At 71.0% G+C, this 14,329-nt stretch carries 14 protein-coding genes; 11 read left to right on the top strand and 3 right to left on the bottom strand.

The annotated features are described in order from the left end of the window. Positions 1–91: 91 nt before the first annotated feature. The 8 genes from ssd to ddaH all read left to right on the top strand — a co-directional run bounded on the left by ssd (position 92) and on the right by ddaH (position 7,152). Entirely contained in the window at positions 92–1,249 is a 1,158-nt protein-coding gene (gene ssd / locus QWI33_RS29030) for a septum site-determining protein Ssd (RefSeq protein WP_289960098.1), read from the top strand. Continuing rightward, entirely contained in the window at positions 1,246–2,406 is a 1,161-nt protein-coding gene (locus QWI33_RS29025) for a TadA family conjugal transfer-associated ATPase (protein WP_289960097.1), read from the top strand. The genes ssd and QWI33_RS29025 overlap by 4 nt, the downstream gene beginning before the upstream one ends. A gap of 549 nt (positions 2,407–2,955) precedes the next feature. Next, positions 2,956–3,636: a type II secretion system F family protein gene (locus tag QWI33_RS29020; protein ID WP_289960096.1), complete on the top strand. Its 681-nt coding sequence runs from the start codon at positions 2,956–2,958 to the stop codon at positions 3,634–3,636. After that, a complete protein-coding gene (locus QWI33_RS29015; RefSeq protein ID WP_289960095.1) occupies positions 3,636–4,235 on the top strand; it encodes a type II secretion system F family protein in 600 nt (199 codons plus the stop codon). The genes QWI33_RS29020 and QWI33_RS29015 overlap by 1 nt, the downstream gene beginning before the upstream one ends. Before the next feature lie 677 nt (positions 4,236–4,912). After that, the gene (locus QWI33_RS29010; protein WP_289960094.1) at positions 4,913–5,107 is read left to right on the top strand and encodes a DUF4244 domain-containing protein; all 195 of its coding nucleotides are present in this window, start codon (positions 4,913–4,915) and stop codon (positions 5,105–5,107) included. A gap of 212 nt (positions 5,108–5,319) precedes the next feature. Continuing rightward, entirely contained in the window at positions 5,320–5,640 is a 321-nt protein-coding gene (locus QWI33_RS29005; RefSeq protein ID WP_289960093.1) for a TadE family type IV pilus minor pilin, read from the top strand. Next, entirely contained in the window at positions 5,637–6,149 is a 513-nt protein-coding gene (locus tag QWI33_RS29000) for an Rv3654c family TadE-like protein (RefSeq protein ID WP_289960092.1), read from the top strand. Before QWI33_RS29005 ends, QWI33_RS29000 begins: the two co-directional genes overlap by 4 nt. A 154-nt stretch (positions 6,150–6,303) precedes the next feature. Continuing rightward, on the top strand, positions 6,304–7,152 hold the full coding sequence (gene ddaH / locus QWI33_RS28995; protein WP_289960091.1) for a dimethylargininase: 849 nt from the start codon (positions 6,304–6,306) through the stop codon (positions 7,150–7,152). A gap of 164 nt (positions 7,153–7,316) precedes the next feature. On the opposite strand, the gene QWI33_RS28990 is transcribed toward ddaH, so the two are convergent. Then, on the bottom strand, positions 7,317–8,180 hold the full coding sequence (locus QWI33_RS28990) for a hypothetical protein (RefSeq protein ID WP_289960090.1): 864 nt from the start codon (positions 8,178–8,180) through the stop codon (positions 7,317–7,319). Between the two features lie 133 nt (positions 8,181–8,313). Then, the gene (locus QWI33_RS28985) at positions 8,314–9,117 is read right to left on the bottom strand and encodes a hypothetical protein (RefSeq protein ID WP_289960089.1); all 804 of its coding nucleotides are present in this window, start codon (positions 9,115–9,117) and stop codon (positions 8,314–8,316) included. 190 nt (positions 9,118–9,307) lie between these two features. On the opposite strand from QWI33_RS28985, the gene QWI33_RS28980 reads away from it, so the two are divergent. Genes QWI33_RS28980 through QWI33_RS28970 form a run of 3 tightly spaced genes read left to right on the top strand, consistent with a single transcriptional unit; the run spans position 9,308 to position 12,778 of the window. Then, positions 9,308–10,471 (top strand): thiamine pyrophosphate-dependent dehydrogenase E1 component subunit alpha, encoded by a 1,164-nt coding sequence (locus tag QWI33_RS28980; protein WP_289960088.1) that lies wholly within the window; start codon positions 9,308–9,310, stop codon positions 10,469–10,471. Beyond that, the gene (locus tag QWI33_RS28975; RefSeq protein ID WP_289960087.1) at positions 10,468–11,442 is read left to right on the top strand and encodes an alpha-ketoacid dehydrogenase subunit beta; all 975 of its coding nucleotides are present in this window, start codon (positions 10,468–10,470) and stop codon (positions 11,440–11,442) included. Before QWI33_RS28980 ends, QWI33_RS28975 begins: the two co-directional genes overlap by 4 nt. A gap of 10 nt (positions 11,443–11,452) precedes the next feature. Further along, positions 11,453–12,778 carry a dihydrolipoamide acetyltransferase family protein gene (locus QWI33_RS28970; protein WP_289960086.1) on the top strand — a complete coding sequence of 442 codons (1,326 nt, stop codon included), beginning with the start codon at positions 11,453–11,455 and terminating at the stop codon, positions 12,776–12,778. Positions 12,779–13,516: 738 nt separating this feature from the next. Here the strand turns inward: QWI33_RS28970 and QWI33_RS28965 are convergent. Continuing rightward, a partial coding sequence (locus QWI33_RS28965) for a GntR family transcriptional regulator (protein ID WP_289960085.1) occupies positions 13,517–14,329 on the bottom strand: 813 nt, incomplete at its 5' end.

Here is a 14,329-nt window from a genome sequence, read left to right as displayed (position 1 = left end):
CACAGCTCAGAAAATGTTCCTTGCCGACCCGACCGAACCCCGGTCATGGTTACTCCAAGGCACGCGAACATCACTGAACGTAGGAGCAACCATGGCCGCGACACTCGCCCGCACCACGATCACCGCCGCAGAATCCCTCCTCGTCACCACCGACGACCGCCTCGTCGAGGCCGTCGCCCCACTCGCCGCCACCGCCGGCCACCCCCTCCGCCGCATCCGCCATCCCCGCGACGCCGAAGGCCACTGGCAGCGCGCCCCCATCGTCCTCGTCGGCCCCGACCTCGCCCCCGAATGCATCGCCTGCGACTTCCCACCGCGCGAACCACTCCTCCTCTGCACCACCATGTCCTGGCTCGGCGGCGACACCGACGACACCTCCCTCCTCTGGCCCATGGCCATCCAGATGCAGGCCACCGGCGTCGTCGCCCTCCCCGACGCGGACGACTTCCTCACCAACCTCCTCATCCGCACCGCCCTCGACGCCGAACCCGCACCCGTCATCGCCACCGTCGCCGGCCACGGCGGCGCAGGCGCCTCCACCCTCGCCCTCGCCGCCGTCACCGACGCCGCCCACAGCGGACGCAAGACCGTCCTCATCGACCTCGACCACACCGGCGGCGGCATCGACACCGCCGCCGGACTCGCCGCCCAACCCGGCTGGCGCTGGCCCTCGCTCGCCAACGGCACCGGCCCGCTCGACCCCGAACGCCTCCTCGGCGGCCTCCCCAAACGCGGCGGCCTGCACCTGGTCGGCCCCGACCCGCGCAACCCCGCGGAGGTGAGCGCCGCCGCGTTCGACCGCGTCCTGCGCGCCGCCCGCCTCGCCGCCGACCTCGTCGTCGTCGACCTCCCGCGCACCCGCACCCCGGCCGCCGCATCGGCCGCCGTGGCCGCCCGCTCGATCGCTGTCGCCCTCGGACCCGGCATCCGCTCCTGGGAGGCCGCCCGCAGTGTCACCGCCGCCTACGGCCTCCACAACGCCCACCTCGGCGTCGTCCTGCGCGGCGAGGCCCGCCCGAGCCCGGTCGGCGTCACCGGGGACGGCCCGCGCGAAGCCGACTGGCTCGAACCCCCGGTCCGGGGTGCCGTACCCACCGATCGCCGCCTCCCCGTCCTCCTGCGCCAGGGCCGGGTCCCCCGGGGCAAGGTCGGCCGCGCCATCCGCGACCTCACCACCGCCCTCAGTGCACCGCGCTCACGCGGCGAACTGGCCCTCCACGGCTCCGCGCGGACCGGTGCGAGCCGATGAACCTCGAACTCCTCACCCGAGTCCGCCGCCAACTCGCGGCCCAGACCCGGCCCGACCGCGGCCGCGGATCGACCAAAGCGGACATCGTCCGGGCCCTGTGCGCGGCCGGAGCCGCACCGCCCGACCAGACCTCGCTCCTGCAGCTCTCGGGGGCGTTGAGCGACGACCTCATCGGTGCCGGTCCGCTCCAACCGCTGCTCGACGACCCGGAGGTCACCGATGTCGTCGTCAACGGCACCGGCGGCGTCTGGGCCGACCGCGGCGACGGCCTGCGGCCCGTGAGCGCCCGCCTCGGCGGACCGGACGCGATCCGCGCCCTCGCCTGCCGACTCGCCGCCGCGGCCGGCAGGCGCCTCGACGCGGGCAGCCCGTACGCGGACGTGCGGCTCCCCGACGGCACCCGCTTCCACGCCGTCCTCGCCCCGATCGCCACTGGAGGCCCGTACCTGTCGTTCCGCACGCACCGGTCCAAAGCGTTCACGCTCACGCAGCTCGTGGAGGCGGACACGCTCACCGCCGACATGGCGGACCTCATGCTGCGCATAGTGAAAGCGCGCCTGGCCTTCATCGTCACGGGCGGCACAGGCACCGGCAAGACGACGCTCCTCGCGAGCCTGCTCTCCAACGCCCCCAAGGAAGAACGCATCGTCATAGTCGAGGACGCCGCCGAACTCGCCCCCGACCACCCGCACACGCTCACCCTCGAATCCCGGCCCGCGAACATCGAGGGCGCGGGCGAGGTCGACCTGGCCGCGCTCGTCCGCCAGTCCCTGCGGATGCGCCCGGACCGCATCGTGGTCGGCGAGTGCCGCGGCGCCGAGGTCATCGAACTCCTGGGCGCCCTCAACACCGGCCACGAGGGCGGCGCCGGAACCCTGCACTGCAACGCCGCCGCCGACGCCCCCGTGAGGCTCGAAGCCCTCGCGCTCCCGCACGGCCTGCCGCGGGAAGGGCTCCACGCCCAGCTGGTGGCGGCCCTCAGGGTCATCATCCACTTGCGACGCAACGGCACCGGCCGCCAAGTGGCCGAGATAGCCCTCATCGAAACCGGCCCCACGAGAACCGAGCCCCTGACGGTCGCAACCGCCTGGACCCGCAACGGCCCAGGACCGGGAGCAGGCACTCTCGAACGTCTCTTGAGGGAGCGAAACGCATGAGCCGCAACCAGTTCGAGCCCGCAACGCCCGAACCGAACCAGCCTCGCGCCACCACGGCAGAGCCAATCCCCTCCGTCTCGGATCGCGGCCTGCCGCGCCGAATCCGGAGGGAGCGGCCGCGTGGACCCGGCTGTCCTCGGCATCGACCCGAGTCACCCCGCCACTTCCGGAACCGCCGAACCGCCTCGCGGCCGGCGACCTGCCGCAGCCGCACCACAACCCGATTCACGCCGACCGAGCCGAGCGGAGATCCCAGCATGATCACCGGAAGCTCCACCCGGTCGATGCGCCCAGCAGTCGCCCGGCCGCCTGTCGCGATTCCTCACCGACCACTTGGAACGGAGTGCCGCCGATGACCGCCGTCGCGACCGCGTCCGCTGAACCGCCCGGGCGTCGCCGTTGCAGCCGATCCACTCGCAATCGCCGTCACGGCCGCACCAGGCCGAACCCGAGACCTGCCCACGCGACCGCCATCGCCCGCCCACCGACCCAGCGCACCACGCGTCGCCCCGAAACCACGACCACCCGACCTCCGGAAGGGAGCACCGCATGACCGCCATCGCCACCACGCTCATCACCAACCGGCCCAAAGCCGCCGCGACGATCATCGCGCTCCTCGTCGCGGCCTTGGCCGCCGTGCTCGCCGGGTACCGCCACGACGGCGGCCTCGGCCCGATCGCGGCAGCCACCGCCGGAGCGGTCGCGGCGGTCTACACCGCGGCCGCGGTGATCGCATGGCATCTCGCCTTGCGCCGCAAGCGCCACCGCGAAGCGCGCCGCGCCGCCGCCGACACCGTCGCCTACCTGGCGGCCGACCTCGCCGCCGGCACCGACCCGACCCGCGCGGTCGCCGCCGCCGAACCCGATTGGCCCGCCGAAGCGGCAGCCACCGCGCGCCGCCTTCGGGCCGCGCTCCGCATCGCCGCCGAACTCGGGGCGCCCGCCGCTGAACTCTGCCGCCGGCTCGCCGACCACCTCCACGACGACGACCAGGCCGCCGCCCGAGCCAGCGCCCAGACCGCATCGATCCGCGCCACCGCCGCGCTCCTCATCGCCCTGCCGGTCGCCGGAGTCGCACTCGGCGAAGTGGCGCTCGGCGTCGAAGCCGTCGCGTTCCTCTTCGGCAGCCCCGCAGGCATCGGTGCGGCAGGAGCGGCGATGGGCCTCCAAGCCGCCGGCCTCGCCTGGACCTGCGCACTCGTCAACGCCGTCAACCCGAGGAGCTCCTGATGCTGCGAAAACTCATCGGCCCACTGGCGGGCGTCGCCACTGCGATCGCCATCGGCGGCGTGACCGGCATCGTCGCGGGCTTCGGCGCCTGGTGGCTCGCCGCCCGCCTCCTCCGCGCCGACCCGGACCGCGCCGAGCGGAACACCGCCGAACGGCTCACCCCGACCTGGCCGTGGACCCTCGACCTCCTTGCGGCCTGCATGCGCGCCGGGGCGCCGTTCCCGCAGGCGGCGTTCGCCGTCGCCGAGGCCGACGACACCGAGATCGGCGACCGCCTGAACCGCTTCGCCGGAGCGATCCACCTGGGCGCCACCGCCGCCGAAGCACTCCCCGAACTCGGTCGGCTGCCCGGGGCCGCACGCCTCGCACGCCAACTCGACCGCTCCGGGGACTCCGGCGCCGCCATCGCCGCAGGCCTCGAGCAACTCGCGGCGTCGATCCGGTCAGAACTCCGCACCCGAACCGAAGAACGCGCCGGACGCGCCGCGGTGGCCCTCGTCGGGCCCCTGTGCCTGTGCTTCCTGCCGGCGTTCGTGATCGCCGGGATCGGCCCGGTGGTGCTCGGCATCGTCACCGAGACCCTGTCCACCGGCCTCTGACCGCACAACTCCCGGGCAGCACCGCCCGGTAGCCCCACGACCCCCGGGCCGCCCGGAACCGCACAACTCCCGGGCAGCACCACCCGGAAACCGCACGACCCCGGGCAGCACCGCCCGGCAACCGAAGAGAGGAAACCGCGATGCACGCGAACACCCACACCACGATGGCCCTCCCGACCCGCCGAGACCGCCGCGCACCCGCACGACCCGATGCCCGCCAGGCCGCCTGCCGACCCGAAAGCCGCAGGCCCTCCGCATGCGAACCCGGAGGCACCCACCCGCGACCCGCATGCGGTCGCCGCTGCGATGTACGACGCCCCGCAAACGCCGCACCCGAGCCGCCGAACCGGGGACAAGACCAAGAACCCAGGAACGCCCAACCGAACACGACCGTCCGAACGACTGCGCCCACGCCAACGCGCACCGTCTCCGCAACGGCCACTGCCAGGTCAGCGAACTCGGTGCCTGCGACGGCCGCTGCCTGCTCAACGAACATCGCGCCCGCTGCTGTCACCGCCGGCTCAACCCACGCAGTGAAACCCTGGTCGCCGGGCTCGAACCGAAGCCGAGCCCCGATCACCGCAGGCCCCTCGCGCCTCACCGACGAACATCCGCCACCCGTGAAGCGCCGGCCGAGCCCGCACCCGAGGCCCGAAGACGAATGGAGTGCAAGCCGCATGCGGCGCAACGAAAAACCGAGCTGGGGCGGGCGGTTCGCCTCCAGAATGCGCGGCGAGAGCGGCATGAGCACCGCCGAATACGCCGTCGGCACACTCGCCGCCGTGGCCTTCGCCGGAGTCCTGCTGAAAGTGCTCACCTCGGGCCCGGTCCAAAGCGCCCTCTCCGACCTGATCGAACGGGCCCTGTCGTGAAAACGAACCGCAGCGCCGCCCCGACCGACCAGGCCCGGCCGGACCCGCCACCACCGGCAACCGGCCTCGCACACCGAAGACCCGGCGCGGAGCGAACGGCGAAGCGCCGCCGGCGAGGCAAAGGACATCGCACCAGGCCACCAGCCGGCGAAGAGGGCGGAAGGCCCAACGAGGAAGCCGGCAGGCGCCGAAGCGGCGCCGAAAGCGGGTTCGTGACCGCCGAACTGGCGGCGGCCCTGCCCGCTGTGGTCGCTGTGCTGGCGCTCGGCCTCTGGGCGGTGTCGGCCGTCGGCATGAAAGTCCGAGCGATCGACGCGGCCAACAGCGCGGCGATCGCAGCAGCAAGAGGCGAAGACGCCCAAGCGGTCGCTGCGGCCTATCTGCCCGAAGGCGCCTCGGTCGCGGTGTCGAGCGACGACGCCATGGCCACGGTCGTGGTGACGGCCCCGGTCCGTCCGCTGGGCCCGTTGACCCCGCCGATGGAGATCACCGCCGAAGCCGCCGCCCCCATGGAACCGGGCCTCCCTCAATGAGAAAGGACAAAAGCAAGCAGGCCCCCGTCGCCCAAACCGCCACGCGAGAGGGAGGTGACCAAGACCCGGCATCGACACACGTGCCGGGAACCGCCGAAGCGCTGAAGTCGGCGGCCACCCCAGCGACCGGAGAAGCGGGCGGAGGATCGAGCACCCCAGCCGGGAAGGAACGGGGATCGGCGACGGTCCTGGCGGCCGGTGTGACAGCGGCGATCTTGGTTGCGGCGGTGGCATTCACCGGCCTCGGCCAGGCCGGCGCCGCGCGTCATAGGGCCCAAGGCGCGGCGGACGCCGCGGCGCTGGCCGGCGCCGCGAGGGTCCTCTTCGGTGAAGGAGAGGCGTGCGCGGCGGCGGAGGCGATGGTCGAGCGCTCCGGGGTGGAGTTCCAAGGATGCGAGGTGAGCGGACTGGAGGTGACGGTCCATGTGAACGAGAGCCCGAAGGGCCTTACGGCGGCCTTCGGCCCGGCCCGAGCGGTGTCCCGGGCAGGTCCGGTCGCCGTCGAATAGCAGCACCGCCGCAATCCGGGGCACCCGCATCGCGGGTGCTCCGGCCGCCGCTGCACCGATTGCGGCGTGCCTGGTGAGGCGTGTTGGTCACACTCCGGTGTGTCCTGGGCCCGCGGGTGGTGCGTAGGGGCTTCGGGCTGTCTAAACTCGCGCCATGGAGAAACACCGTTCTTCACCTGCCGCGGCGCCCGCGACCCGGTCGCCCGGCCGCCGCACGTACCTCATGTGCCGCCCCGCCTACTACGCAGTCGAGTACGCCATCAACCCTTGGATGGACACGACCGCCCCCGTCGACGCCACGCTCGCCTGCGCCCAGTGGGAAGCCCTGGCCGACGCCTACACCGCCCTCGGCCACGAGGTCATCACCATCGAGCCCGAGCCGGGCCTCCCCGACATGGTCTACTCCGCCAACGGCGCCTTCGTCGTCGACGGGATCGCCTACGGCGCGAGCTTCCGCTACCCCGAACGCCGCCCTGAGGCCGACGCCCACGAGAAGTGGTACCGCACCTCCGGTTGGACCTTCGCCGAGCCCGAGTTCATCAATGAAGGCGAAGGCGACTTCACCTACCTGCCCGGCCGCGAGCTCATCCTCGCCGGCTGGGGCTTCCGCACCGACGCACGCGCCCACGCCGAGGCCGCTGACGTGTTCGGTCGCCCCGTCGTCTCGCTGCGGCTGATCGACCCGCGCTACTACCACCTCGACACCGCGCTCGCGCCCCTCGACGACGAGCGCATCGCCTACTACCCCGAGGCCTTCGCCCCGGGCAGCCGCCTGCTGCTCGAGCGGCTCTTCCCCGACGCGGTGATCGCCGACGCCGAGGACGCCGCCGGGTTCGGCCTGAACTTCGTCTCGGACGGCCGCAACGTCGTGCTGAACGCCGAGGCCACCGGTTTCGCCGAGAAGCTGCGCGACGCCGGGTACGAGACCGTACCGGTCGACCTCTCCGAGCTGAAGAAGGGCGGCGGTTCGGTCAAGTGCTGCACTGCCGAACTGCGCCGGTGACGACCAGGCCGTAACGCCGAGAACCGACCGAGGGGCCGGTGAGCCAGCAAGCGCTGGTTCACCGGCCCCTCGGACTTCGGGGGGATCAGGTCGAGGATGCGAGCCGTGTCCTGCCGGGGCGTGCGAGCCGCCCGCACTGCCCGCATCCGGGTCTCAGCGGGGGTTCACGCGGCGGCCATGGTGGTCTCGAGGCCCGTGGGCTGGAAGCCGGCCGGCCGGGTCGGTGCGGGGCGCGGCCGGTTCGTGTTGATCGCGTTGTCGCGCACGGGAAGTGCGGGGATCGCGGGAAGTTCATCGGCTGCGACGACGGGCGGCAGGAACGGGTGCGGCTGCGGCCTGTGGAGGTGCTCGGGCTCGGCGGACGTGAGGCGGGGGTGGGGGGCGGGAAAGGGGCTCGTGGGGTGGACGGCGCCGACCGGCATCACCTCGGCCAGGGCGGTCCGCGCCAGGGCCGTCCTCACGAGCGAGACGGTGTCTTCGGTGCGGTCCGGCGCGGCCGTGTCGTCGATGAGGTCGAGGTCGGCGAAGACCGAGGAGTTGGCGAGGCGGTCGGCCGCGGGCCGGGAGTCGGCCTTGGGGCGGCGGAACGCGCGGGCGAGGAGCGCGTCGATGCGCCAGACGCGCTTGGCGTGGGTCGCGGGCAGCCAGAAGTGCCAGCGGCGCGGCTCGGTGGCGCCCGGTCCTTCGAGGACGGTGAAGTTGAGTTCGACGCCGGGTCCGGCCGGGTCGGCCGACCAGCGGAGGTTCTCGATGGCGGCGACGGGTGCGTCGAGGCAGAGGCGGACGCGGCCGAGGAGCCGCGACTGGCGGGTGACGACCATGCGCTCGCCGGTGAGCATGAGGACGTGGTCGCCGCTGCCGAGCCCGTCGGAGCCGACGCAGCGGCTGAGGAGGGACACCTGGTCCCCGGAGCCGATGTTGCGGCGCAGGAGGGGGACGTGCCGGGTCAAGGCCGTCGAGGTCAGGCCCGCCTCGGCCGAACAGGCGAGCATCGTGCGGGAGAAAAGGTCCATCTGCTTGTACCCCACAGAAATCCGTGTGCGTTCGTCACTGCGACGCGCTCTCGGAAGGAGTAACGGCAATCCGCATATGCAAGTTACGGCTACGGGGTGGCCTTCCCCACAACTCACTCCTTCGGGGAGTGGGCGCGGTGCGGGGGCCTCAGCCGTCGCTGCCGGGCGAAGGGTCGGCAGCAGGGCCGGATGCGGGTTCGGAGTCAAGGTCGGACGCGAGCCCGGATTCGTGGTCCGGCACGAGCTCAGAGGCCGGTTCGGGGTCTTCGGACTCGGGTTCCGAATCCTCGGCGGCGGGCTGCGAGGCGGATTCGAGCTCCAGGTCGATGGAGGACGCGTCGAACTCGAGGTCCAGCTCGAGTTCGGGCAGCTCGTAGTCGACCCAGTCGCCTTCACGGTGGTGGCCGTCCTGGTCCTGGCCGCTCTCCCCGGCGTCGCCCTGGTCGCTGTGCCAGCCTTCCTCCCAGCCGCCGCCCCAGTGCGGGTCCCAACCGGGCTCGTCGGCGGCCTCCTCGGGGCCGCAGTCGCCGTCGTCCTCGCCGATCGGGACGAGCTGCGGCGGCGTGCTCTCCTCGAGCGCGTGCTCGTCGCTGGGCTCCTCAGGGGGTTGGGCCGCGCCGATTTCGGCGTCCTCAAGGCGTTCGGCCCGGGGCTCGGCCGCGCTGACGCCGATCTGCGGTGCGGACCCGGGGCCGCCCGGGTCGGCGGCGGGGCCGGCCGGCCCGTCGCCGCCTGCGACGCCTGCGGGGTCGGGGGTCGCGTCGGCCTCGATGACCACGGTCTGCGGTTCGTAGTCGAGCGGGACGGTGCCTTCGCCGCCGCCGTAGAGGTCCCTCGCGAAGGTCCAGCCGATGAGGGAGAAGGACGCCACGGTCCCGGCGCTCACGCCGACCATGGCGAACCAGATGCCCACCGGCCAGCGTCCCCCCTGGTCGCTGCTGCTGCCGCGCACCGCGCGCTCCTTCCCGCCACCCCCGTGCGACGAAACGGCCGTTCAGGACCGATGATGTCGATGGCTCGACCGATCACTACTCTGCGTCAGTCCTCCGCCTCGAATAGTAATGGGGCGGCGGCTATGGCGCGCACCACCCAAGACTTTGGGATGCTTGGATACACCGGAATACGAATATGAGGAGGCATACATGGGCGACACACAGCGTCCTGCCAAGAAGACGGCCAAGAGCCGTCCGAAACCCGCCTCAACGAACGAACCAGCGTTCGTGCAACTGCTGACTCCGGAGGGTCAGCGCGTCAAGCATCCCGACTACGACCTCTCCCTCACCGACGACGAGTACCGCGGCCTCTACCGCGACCTCGTCATCACCCGCGAACTCGACGCCCAGGGCACCGCCCTGCAGCGCCAGGGACAGCTCGGCCTCTGGCCGAGCCTCCTCGGCCAGGAGGCCGCCCAGGTCGGCTCCGGCCGGGCCCTCGCCCCCCAGGACACGGTCTTCCCGGCCTACCGGGAGCTCGGCGTCCAATGGGCGCGCGGCGTCGACCTCATCTCGTCGTTCGCGCTCTTCCGCGGGACCGACCTCGGCGGGCGCGACGTCGCCGCCGACCGCTTCAACATGTACGCGATCGTGATCGCCTCCCAGACCCTCCACGCCGCCGGCTATGCCATGGGCGTGGCCATGGACGGCGCGGTCGGCAACGAGGACGGCGAGGCCGTCGTGGTCTACCACGGCGACGGCGCCACCAGTGAAGGCGACTTCAACGAGGCGCTCATCTGGGCCGGGGTGTTCAACTCCCCGCTCGTGCTGTTCTGCCAGAACAACCAGTACGCGATCTCGGAGACGAACGCCCGCCAGTTCCGGCTCCCGCCCTACCGCCGCGCCGAGGGCTTCGGCGTCCCCGGGGTCCTCGTGGACGGCAACGACGTCCTCGCGACCTACGCGGTCACGAAGGCCGCGGTCGACCGCGCCCGCCGCGGCGAGGGCCCGAGCCTCGTGGAGGCCTACACCTACCGGATGCAGCCCCACACCACGTCCGACGACGCCACGCGCTACCGCGACGCGGCCGAGCTGGACTTCTGGCGCGCGAAGGACCCGATCGTCCGCTACCGCAAGTGGCTGGACGCCGAGGGCCTGGCCGACGAGGCCTACTTCGCCTCCATCGACACCGAGGCGGGCGAGCTCGTCCGCGAGCTGCGCGCCCGCGTGATGGCGCTGACCGACCCGGAGATCGCCGAGATGTTCGACAACGTGTACGCCGAGACGCCGCCGGAGATCGCGGCCCAGCGCGCGGAGGCCCTCGAGTTCCAGGCCTCCCTCGACGACGCCACCGAGGGGAGCGAGGTCCGATGACGACCATGACCATGGTGAAGGCGCTCAACGAGGGCCTGCGCCGCGTGCTCGAAGTCCAGCCGAAGTCGCTCGTCATGGGCGAGGACGTGGGCCGCCTCGGCGGCGTCTTCCGCGTCACCGACGGCCTGCAGAAGGACTTCGGCTCCGAACGCATCATCGACACCCCGCTCGCGGAGTCCGGCATCATCGGCACCGCGATCGGCCTCGCGATGCGCGGCTACCGGCCGATCTGCGAGATCCAGTTCGACGGCTTCGTCTACCCCGCGTTCGACCAGCTCGTCTCCCAGCTCGCCAAGATCCCGAACCGCTCCGGCGGGCGCGTGCGCCTGCCCGTGGTCGTGCGCATCCCCTACGGCGGCGGCATCGGCGCGATCGAGCACCACTCGGAGTCCCCCGAGGCCTACTTCGCGCACACCGCCGGCCTCAAGGTCGTCACCTGCGCGAACCCGAACGACGCCTACTGGATGATCCAGCAGGCCGCCGCCGGCGACGACCCGGTGATCTTCTTCGAACCCAAGCGCCGCTACCAGGCCAAGGGCGAGGTCGACACCGAGCACTCCGAACTGGGGCTCTACCGCGCCCGCACCCTCCGCGAAGGCCGCACCGCGACCCTGATCGCCTACGGCCCCACCGTGGACGTGGCCGCGAACGCCGCCGCCGCGGCGGCCGAAGAGGGCCTGGACCTCGAGGTCATCGACCTGCGCTCGCTCTCCCCGATCGACTGGGAGCCGCTGTTCGCATCGGTCCGCAAGACCGGCCGCGCCGTCGTCGTCCACGAGGCCCCTGGCAACATCGGCCTCGGCGCCGAGGTCGCCGCCCGAGTATCCGAGGAGTGCTTCTACTCCCTGGAGTCCCCCGTCCTGCGGGTGACCGGCTATGACGTCCCTTATCCGGCGAGCCGCCTCGAAGACGACTACCTTCCGAACCTGGACCGGGTGCTCGACGCAGTCGACCGGTCCCTCGAGTACTGAGGAGCGGGACATGGGTCAGAGGATCACGTTCAACCTGCCCGACCTCGGTGAGGGACTCACCGAGGGCGAGGTCGCCGCATGGCTCGTGGAGCCCGGCGGCGAAGTCAAGCTCAACCAGCCGTTCGTGGAGGTCGAGACCGCCAAGGCCCTCGTCGAGGTGCCCAGCCCCTACGACGGGGTGCTCGCCGAGCACCACGCCGCGGCGGGCGAGACCGTCGACGTCGGCAAGCCGCTCGCGAGCTTCGAGGTCGAAGGCGCCGTAGCGCCCCCGCCCGAGAAGAAGAAGGACGAGCGCACGCCGAACCTCGTGGGGTACGGCGCGCGCGAAGCCGGCTCGAAGCGACGCAAGCGCCGCTCCGGCGAGGCGACCGAAGCCCCGTCGGCCGCGGCTCCCGCCCCGGCCGCACCGGCCCCGGTCGCGCCACCCGCACCGGCACCGGTCGCCCCGGCGGCCCCCGCCGCGTCCGGACCGGTGCTCGCCAAGCCCCCGGTGCGCAAGCTCGCCAAGGACCTCGGCATCGACCTCGCCTCACTTGTCCCCACCGGGCCGAACGGCACGGTCTCCAGAGCCGACGTCGAAGCGGCCGTCAGCGCACCCGCCGCGGCCGCACCGGTGAAGATCACCGCATCGGCCGAGGACCAGCGCATCCCCATCAAGGGCGTCCGCAAGCTCACCGCGCAGAACATGGTCGCCTCCGCGTTCACCGCGCCGCACGCCACGGTGTTCCTCACCTGCGACGTCACCGGCATGATGGACACCGTCAAGGAGTTCAAGGGCCGCAAGGAGTTCGCCGACGTCAAGGTCACACCGCTGCTGTTCGTGGCCAAAGCGGTCCTCCTGGCCGCCCGCCGCCACCCGATGATCAACGCCCAGTGGGACGAAGCGGCCCAGGAGATCGTCGTCAAGCACGACGTCAACCTCGGCATCGCCGCCGCCACCCCGCGCGGCCTGGTCGTCCCGAACGTCAAGGCCGCCCAGGACCTGAGCCTGGTCGAACTCGCCGAGGCCCTCACCGCGCTGGCGCGCACCGCCCGCGAGGGGAAGACCTCGCCCGCCGACATGTCCGGCGGGACCATCTCGATCACCAACGTCGGCGTCTTCGGCATCGACACGGGCACCCCGATCCTCCCTCCGGGGGAGTCGGCGATCCTCGTGTTCGGCGCCGTCCGGCCGCAGCCGTGGGTGCACGAGGGCGAGATCGCCGTCCGCCAGGTGACCACGCTCGGACTGTCCTTCGACCACCGGCTCATCGACGGGGAACTCGGCTCGCAGTTCCTCGCCGACGTCGGCTCGTTCCTGCAGCACCCTGGGGAAACACTGCTCGCCTGGACGTGATCAAGGGCACCGATGATTCGTTGGCAGATCCCGGCGTTCGGTGTTGTAATTGAGGCACGGAAACAACGAGGAAACATTACTTCGAAGCTTCCGACCGCTTCAGATCAACTGGGGCCCACGAACTTTATCTCCTCCATTGGTGCGGCGGACAGCGCCGAGTTCCCGCACCATTGAGACCCTCTCCAGGGGGTTCTCACACCGGCCGGGTGCCGCGTTTGCCATGAGGGGTGGGCAATCGCTGGCACCCGGCCTTTTCCGTACCCTCCTGCTGACCGGCGCGTTCGCTCGTTGAGCAGGTGAAACACTCCTCTAGCCGCGAATTCGCATGTGCCGTCATGTGCTGCCGATCGCCGCCGATGGCCGGATCTCGTGGATACACCGTGGATATGAATCCAAGGCCGGGCCGATCGTGCCGAGAAGCTGAAACAAGCAGGCGCCCCGACGCCGGTCCACTCTTTGAATCCTTGATCAAGCCCCCTGACCTGCCAAAGTTTCAAAGTTTCAGAAGTTTCAACATTCGACGTACAACGCAACCCCCTTAATCTTGTAGAACCTCTACAAGGTGAAGGGGGTTGAACTCTCTTTCCCTGTCCTCCAAGGGAATCGGGGGGTATACCCACATAGGGGAACCCGCTGAAAGCGGCTCTGCGCGGCTCTCAGCGGGTTGTGTTTTCGCAGGTCAGAGGGATAATCCCCCGTGTTTCAGCTCTTGAGTTGCTGAGGCAAGCATGTGCGCAACTACCCCAAGATCTTGGCCACAAGTGCCTTTGCTTGCTCGATAAGCGGTGGCTGACCGATGGAGTTGTCAACGATGAGGTGTTCGGCCAAGGGCTCGAAGGTCGGGTCGACTCCGGCGATGTAGGTCTGCCAGTTTCCGAGCTTGGTGCTGTCCCGGGCGGCACCACGGTGCCGCAGGTATGTGTTCATCGATTCCGCATCGCAGCGCACCCAGATGATCGTCAAGCGAGTCCCGGTGTCGGTACACAATGCTCGCAGGTTGCGAATCCAGGCTTCATCCTTCAATTCTCGGATGAAGGGCGCAGTGGCGATGACGTTCCCTCCTGCATTGAGGTTCTCCGTGATCGTGGCCATCATGGCTTCGTACTCGCGAGGACGAACCTCGTTGAGGTAGATGTCGGACTCCCGGTCGTTGGGGGAGGTCCCCATGACCTCAAGCGCCTTCTCAACGACCGGACGGGTCGTCGTGTCCTTGTCGACCATCGCCCAGCCGGTCAACCTCGAAATGGTTCGTCCGAGCTCGGACTTTCCGCTCCCTGCGTAGCCGCCGATTACCACTAGGTGGGGCATGGACGTACGGACCTCTCGTGTCTCCAGCTGCTCGGGTGCATTCACGATCCGTCCTGCCCGTGGCCTGGTGGCTACCAGGCCCTCATCGGTAAGGATGCTCATCGCTTTCGCCACGACTGGGGAACTGACCCCGAACTGTTCGGCCTGTTCCCGGTCCGAGGGCAGCTTCTGCCCATGGCGGAGCTTGCCTGCCTCGATGTCGTTTCTGATGATTCGCGCGATCTGCTCATGCTTGGCGGCTCC

Source organism: Glycomyces tritici (assembly GCF_030403505.1).
Note: the sequence above shows the minus strand (reverse complement) of the source record. Positions and strands in the feature narration are given on the sequence as shown.

Bases quoted from the DNA above. Each gene is read 5' to 3' on its own strand.
- ssd (WP_289960098.1), top strand. From the start codon at position 92: ATGGCCGCGACACTCGCCCGCACCACGATCACCGCCGCAGAATCCCTC.
- QWI33_RS29025 (WP_289960097.1), top strand. From the start codon at position 1,246: ATGAACCTCGAACTCCTCACCCGAGTCCGCCGCCAACTCGCGGCCCAG.
- QWI33_RS29020 (WP_289960096.1), top strand. From the start codon at position 2,956: ATGACCGCCATCGCCACCACGCTCATCACCAACCGGCCCAAAGCCGCC.
- QWI33_RS29015 (WP_289960095.1), top strand. From the start codon at position 3,636: ATGCTGCGAAAACTCATCGGCCCACTGGCGGGCGTCGCCACTGCGATC.
- QWI33_RS29010 (WP_289960094.1), top strand. From the start codon at position 4,913: ATGCGGCGCAACGAAAAACCGAGCTGGGGCGGGCGGTTCGCCTCCAGA.
- QWI33_RS29000 (WP_289960092.1), top strand. From the start codon at position 5,637: ATGAGAAAGGACAAAAGCAAGCAGGCCCCCGTCGCCCAAACCGCCACG.
- ddaH (WP_289960091.1), top strand. From the start codon at position 6,304: ATGGAGAAACACCGTTCTTCACCTGCCGCGGCGCCCGCGACCCGGTCG.
- QWI33_RS28980 (WP_289960088.1), top strand. From the start codon at position 9,308: ATGGGCGACACACAGCGTCCTGCCAAGAAGACGGCCAAGAGCCGTCCG.
- QWI33_RS28975 (WP_289960087.1), top strand. From the start codon at position 10,468: ATGACGACCATGACCATGGTGAAGGCGCTCAACGAGGGCCTGCGCCGC.
- QWI33_RS28970 (WP_289960086.1), top strand. From the start codon at position 11,453: ATGGGTCAGAGGATCACGTTCAACCTGCCCGACCTCGGTGAGGGACTC.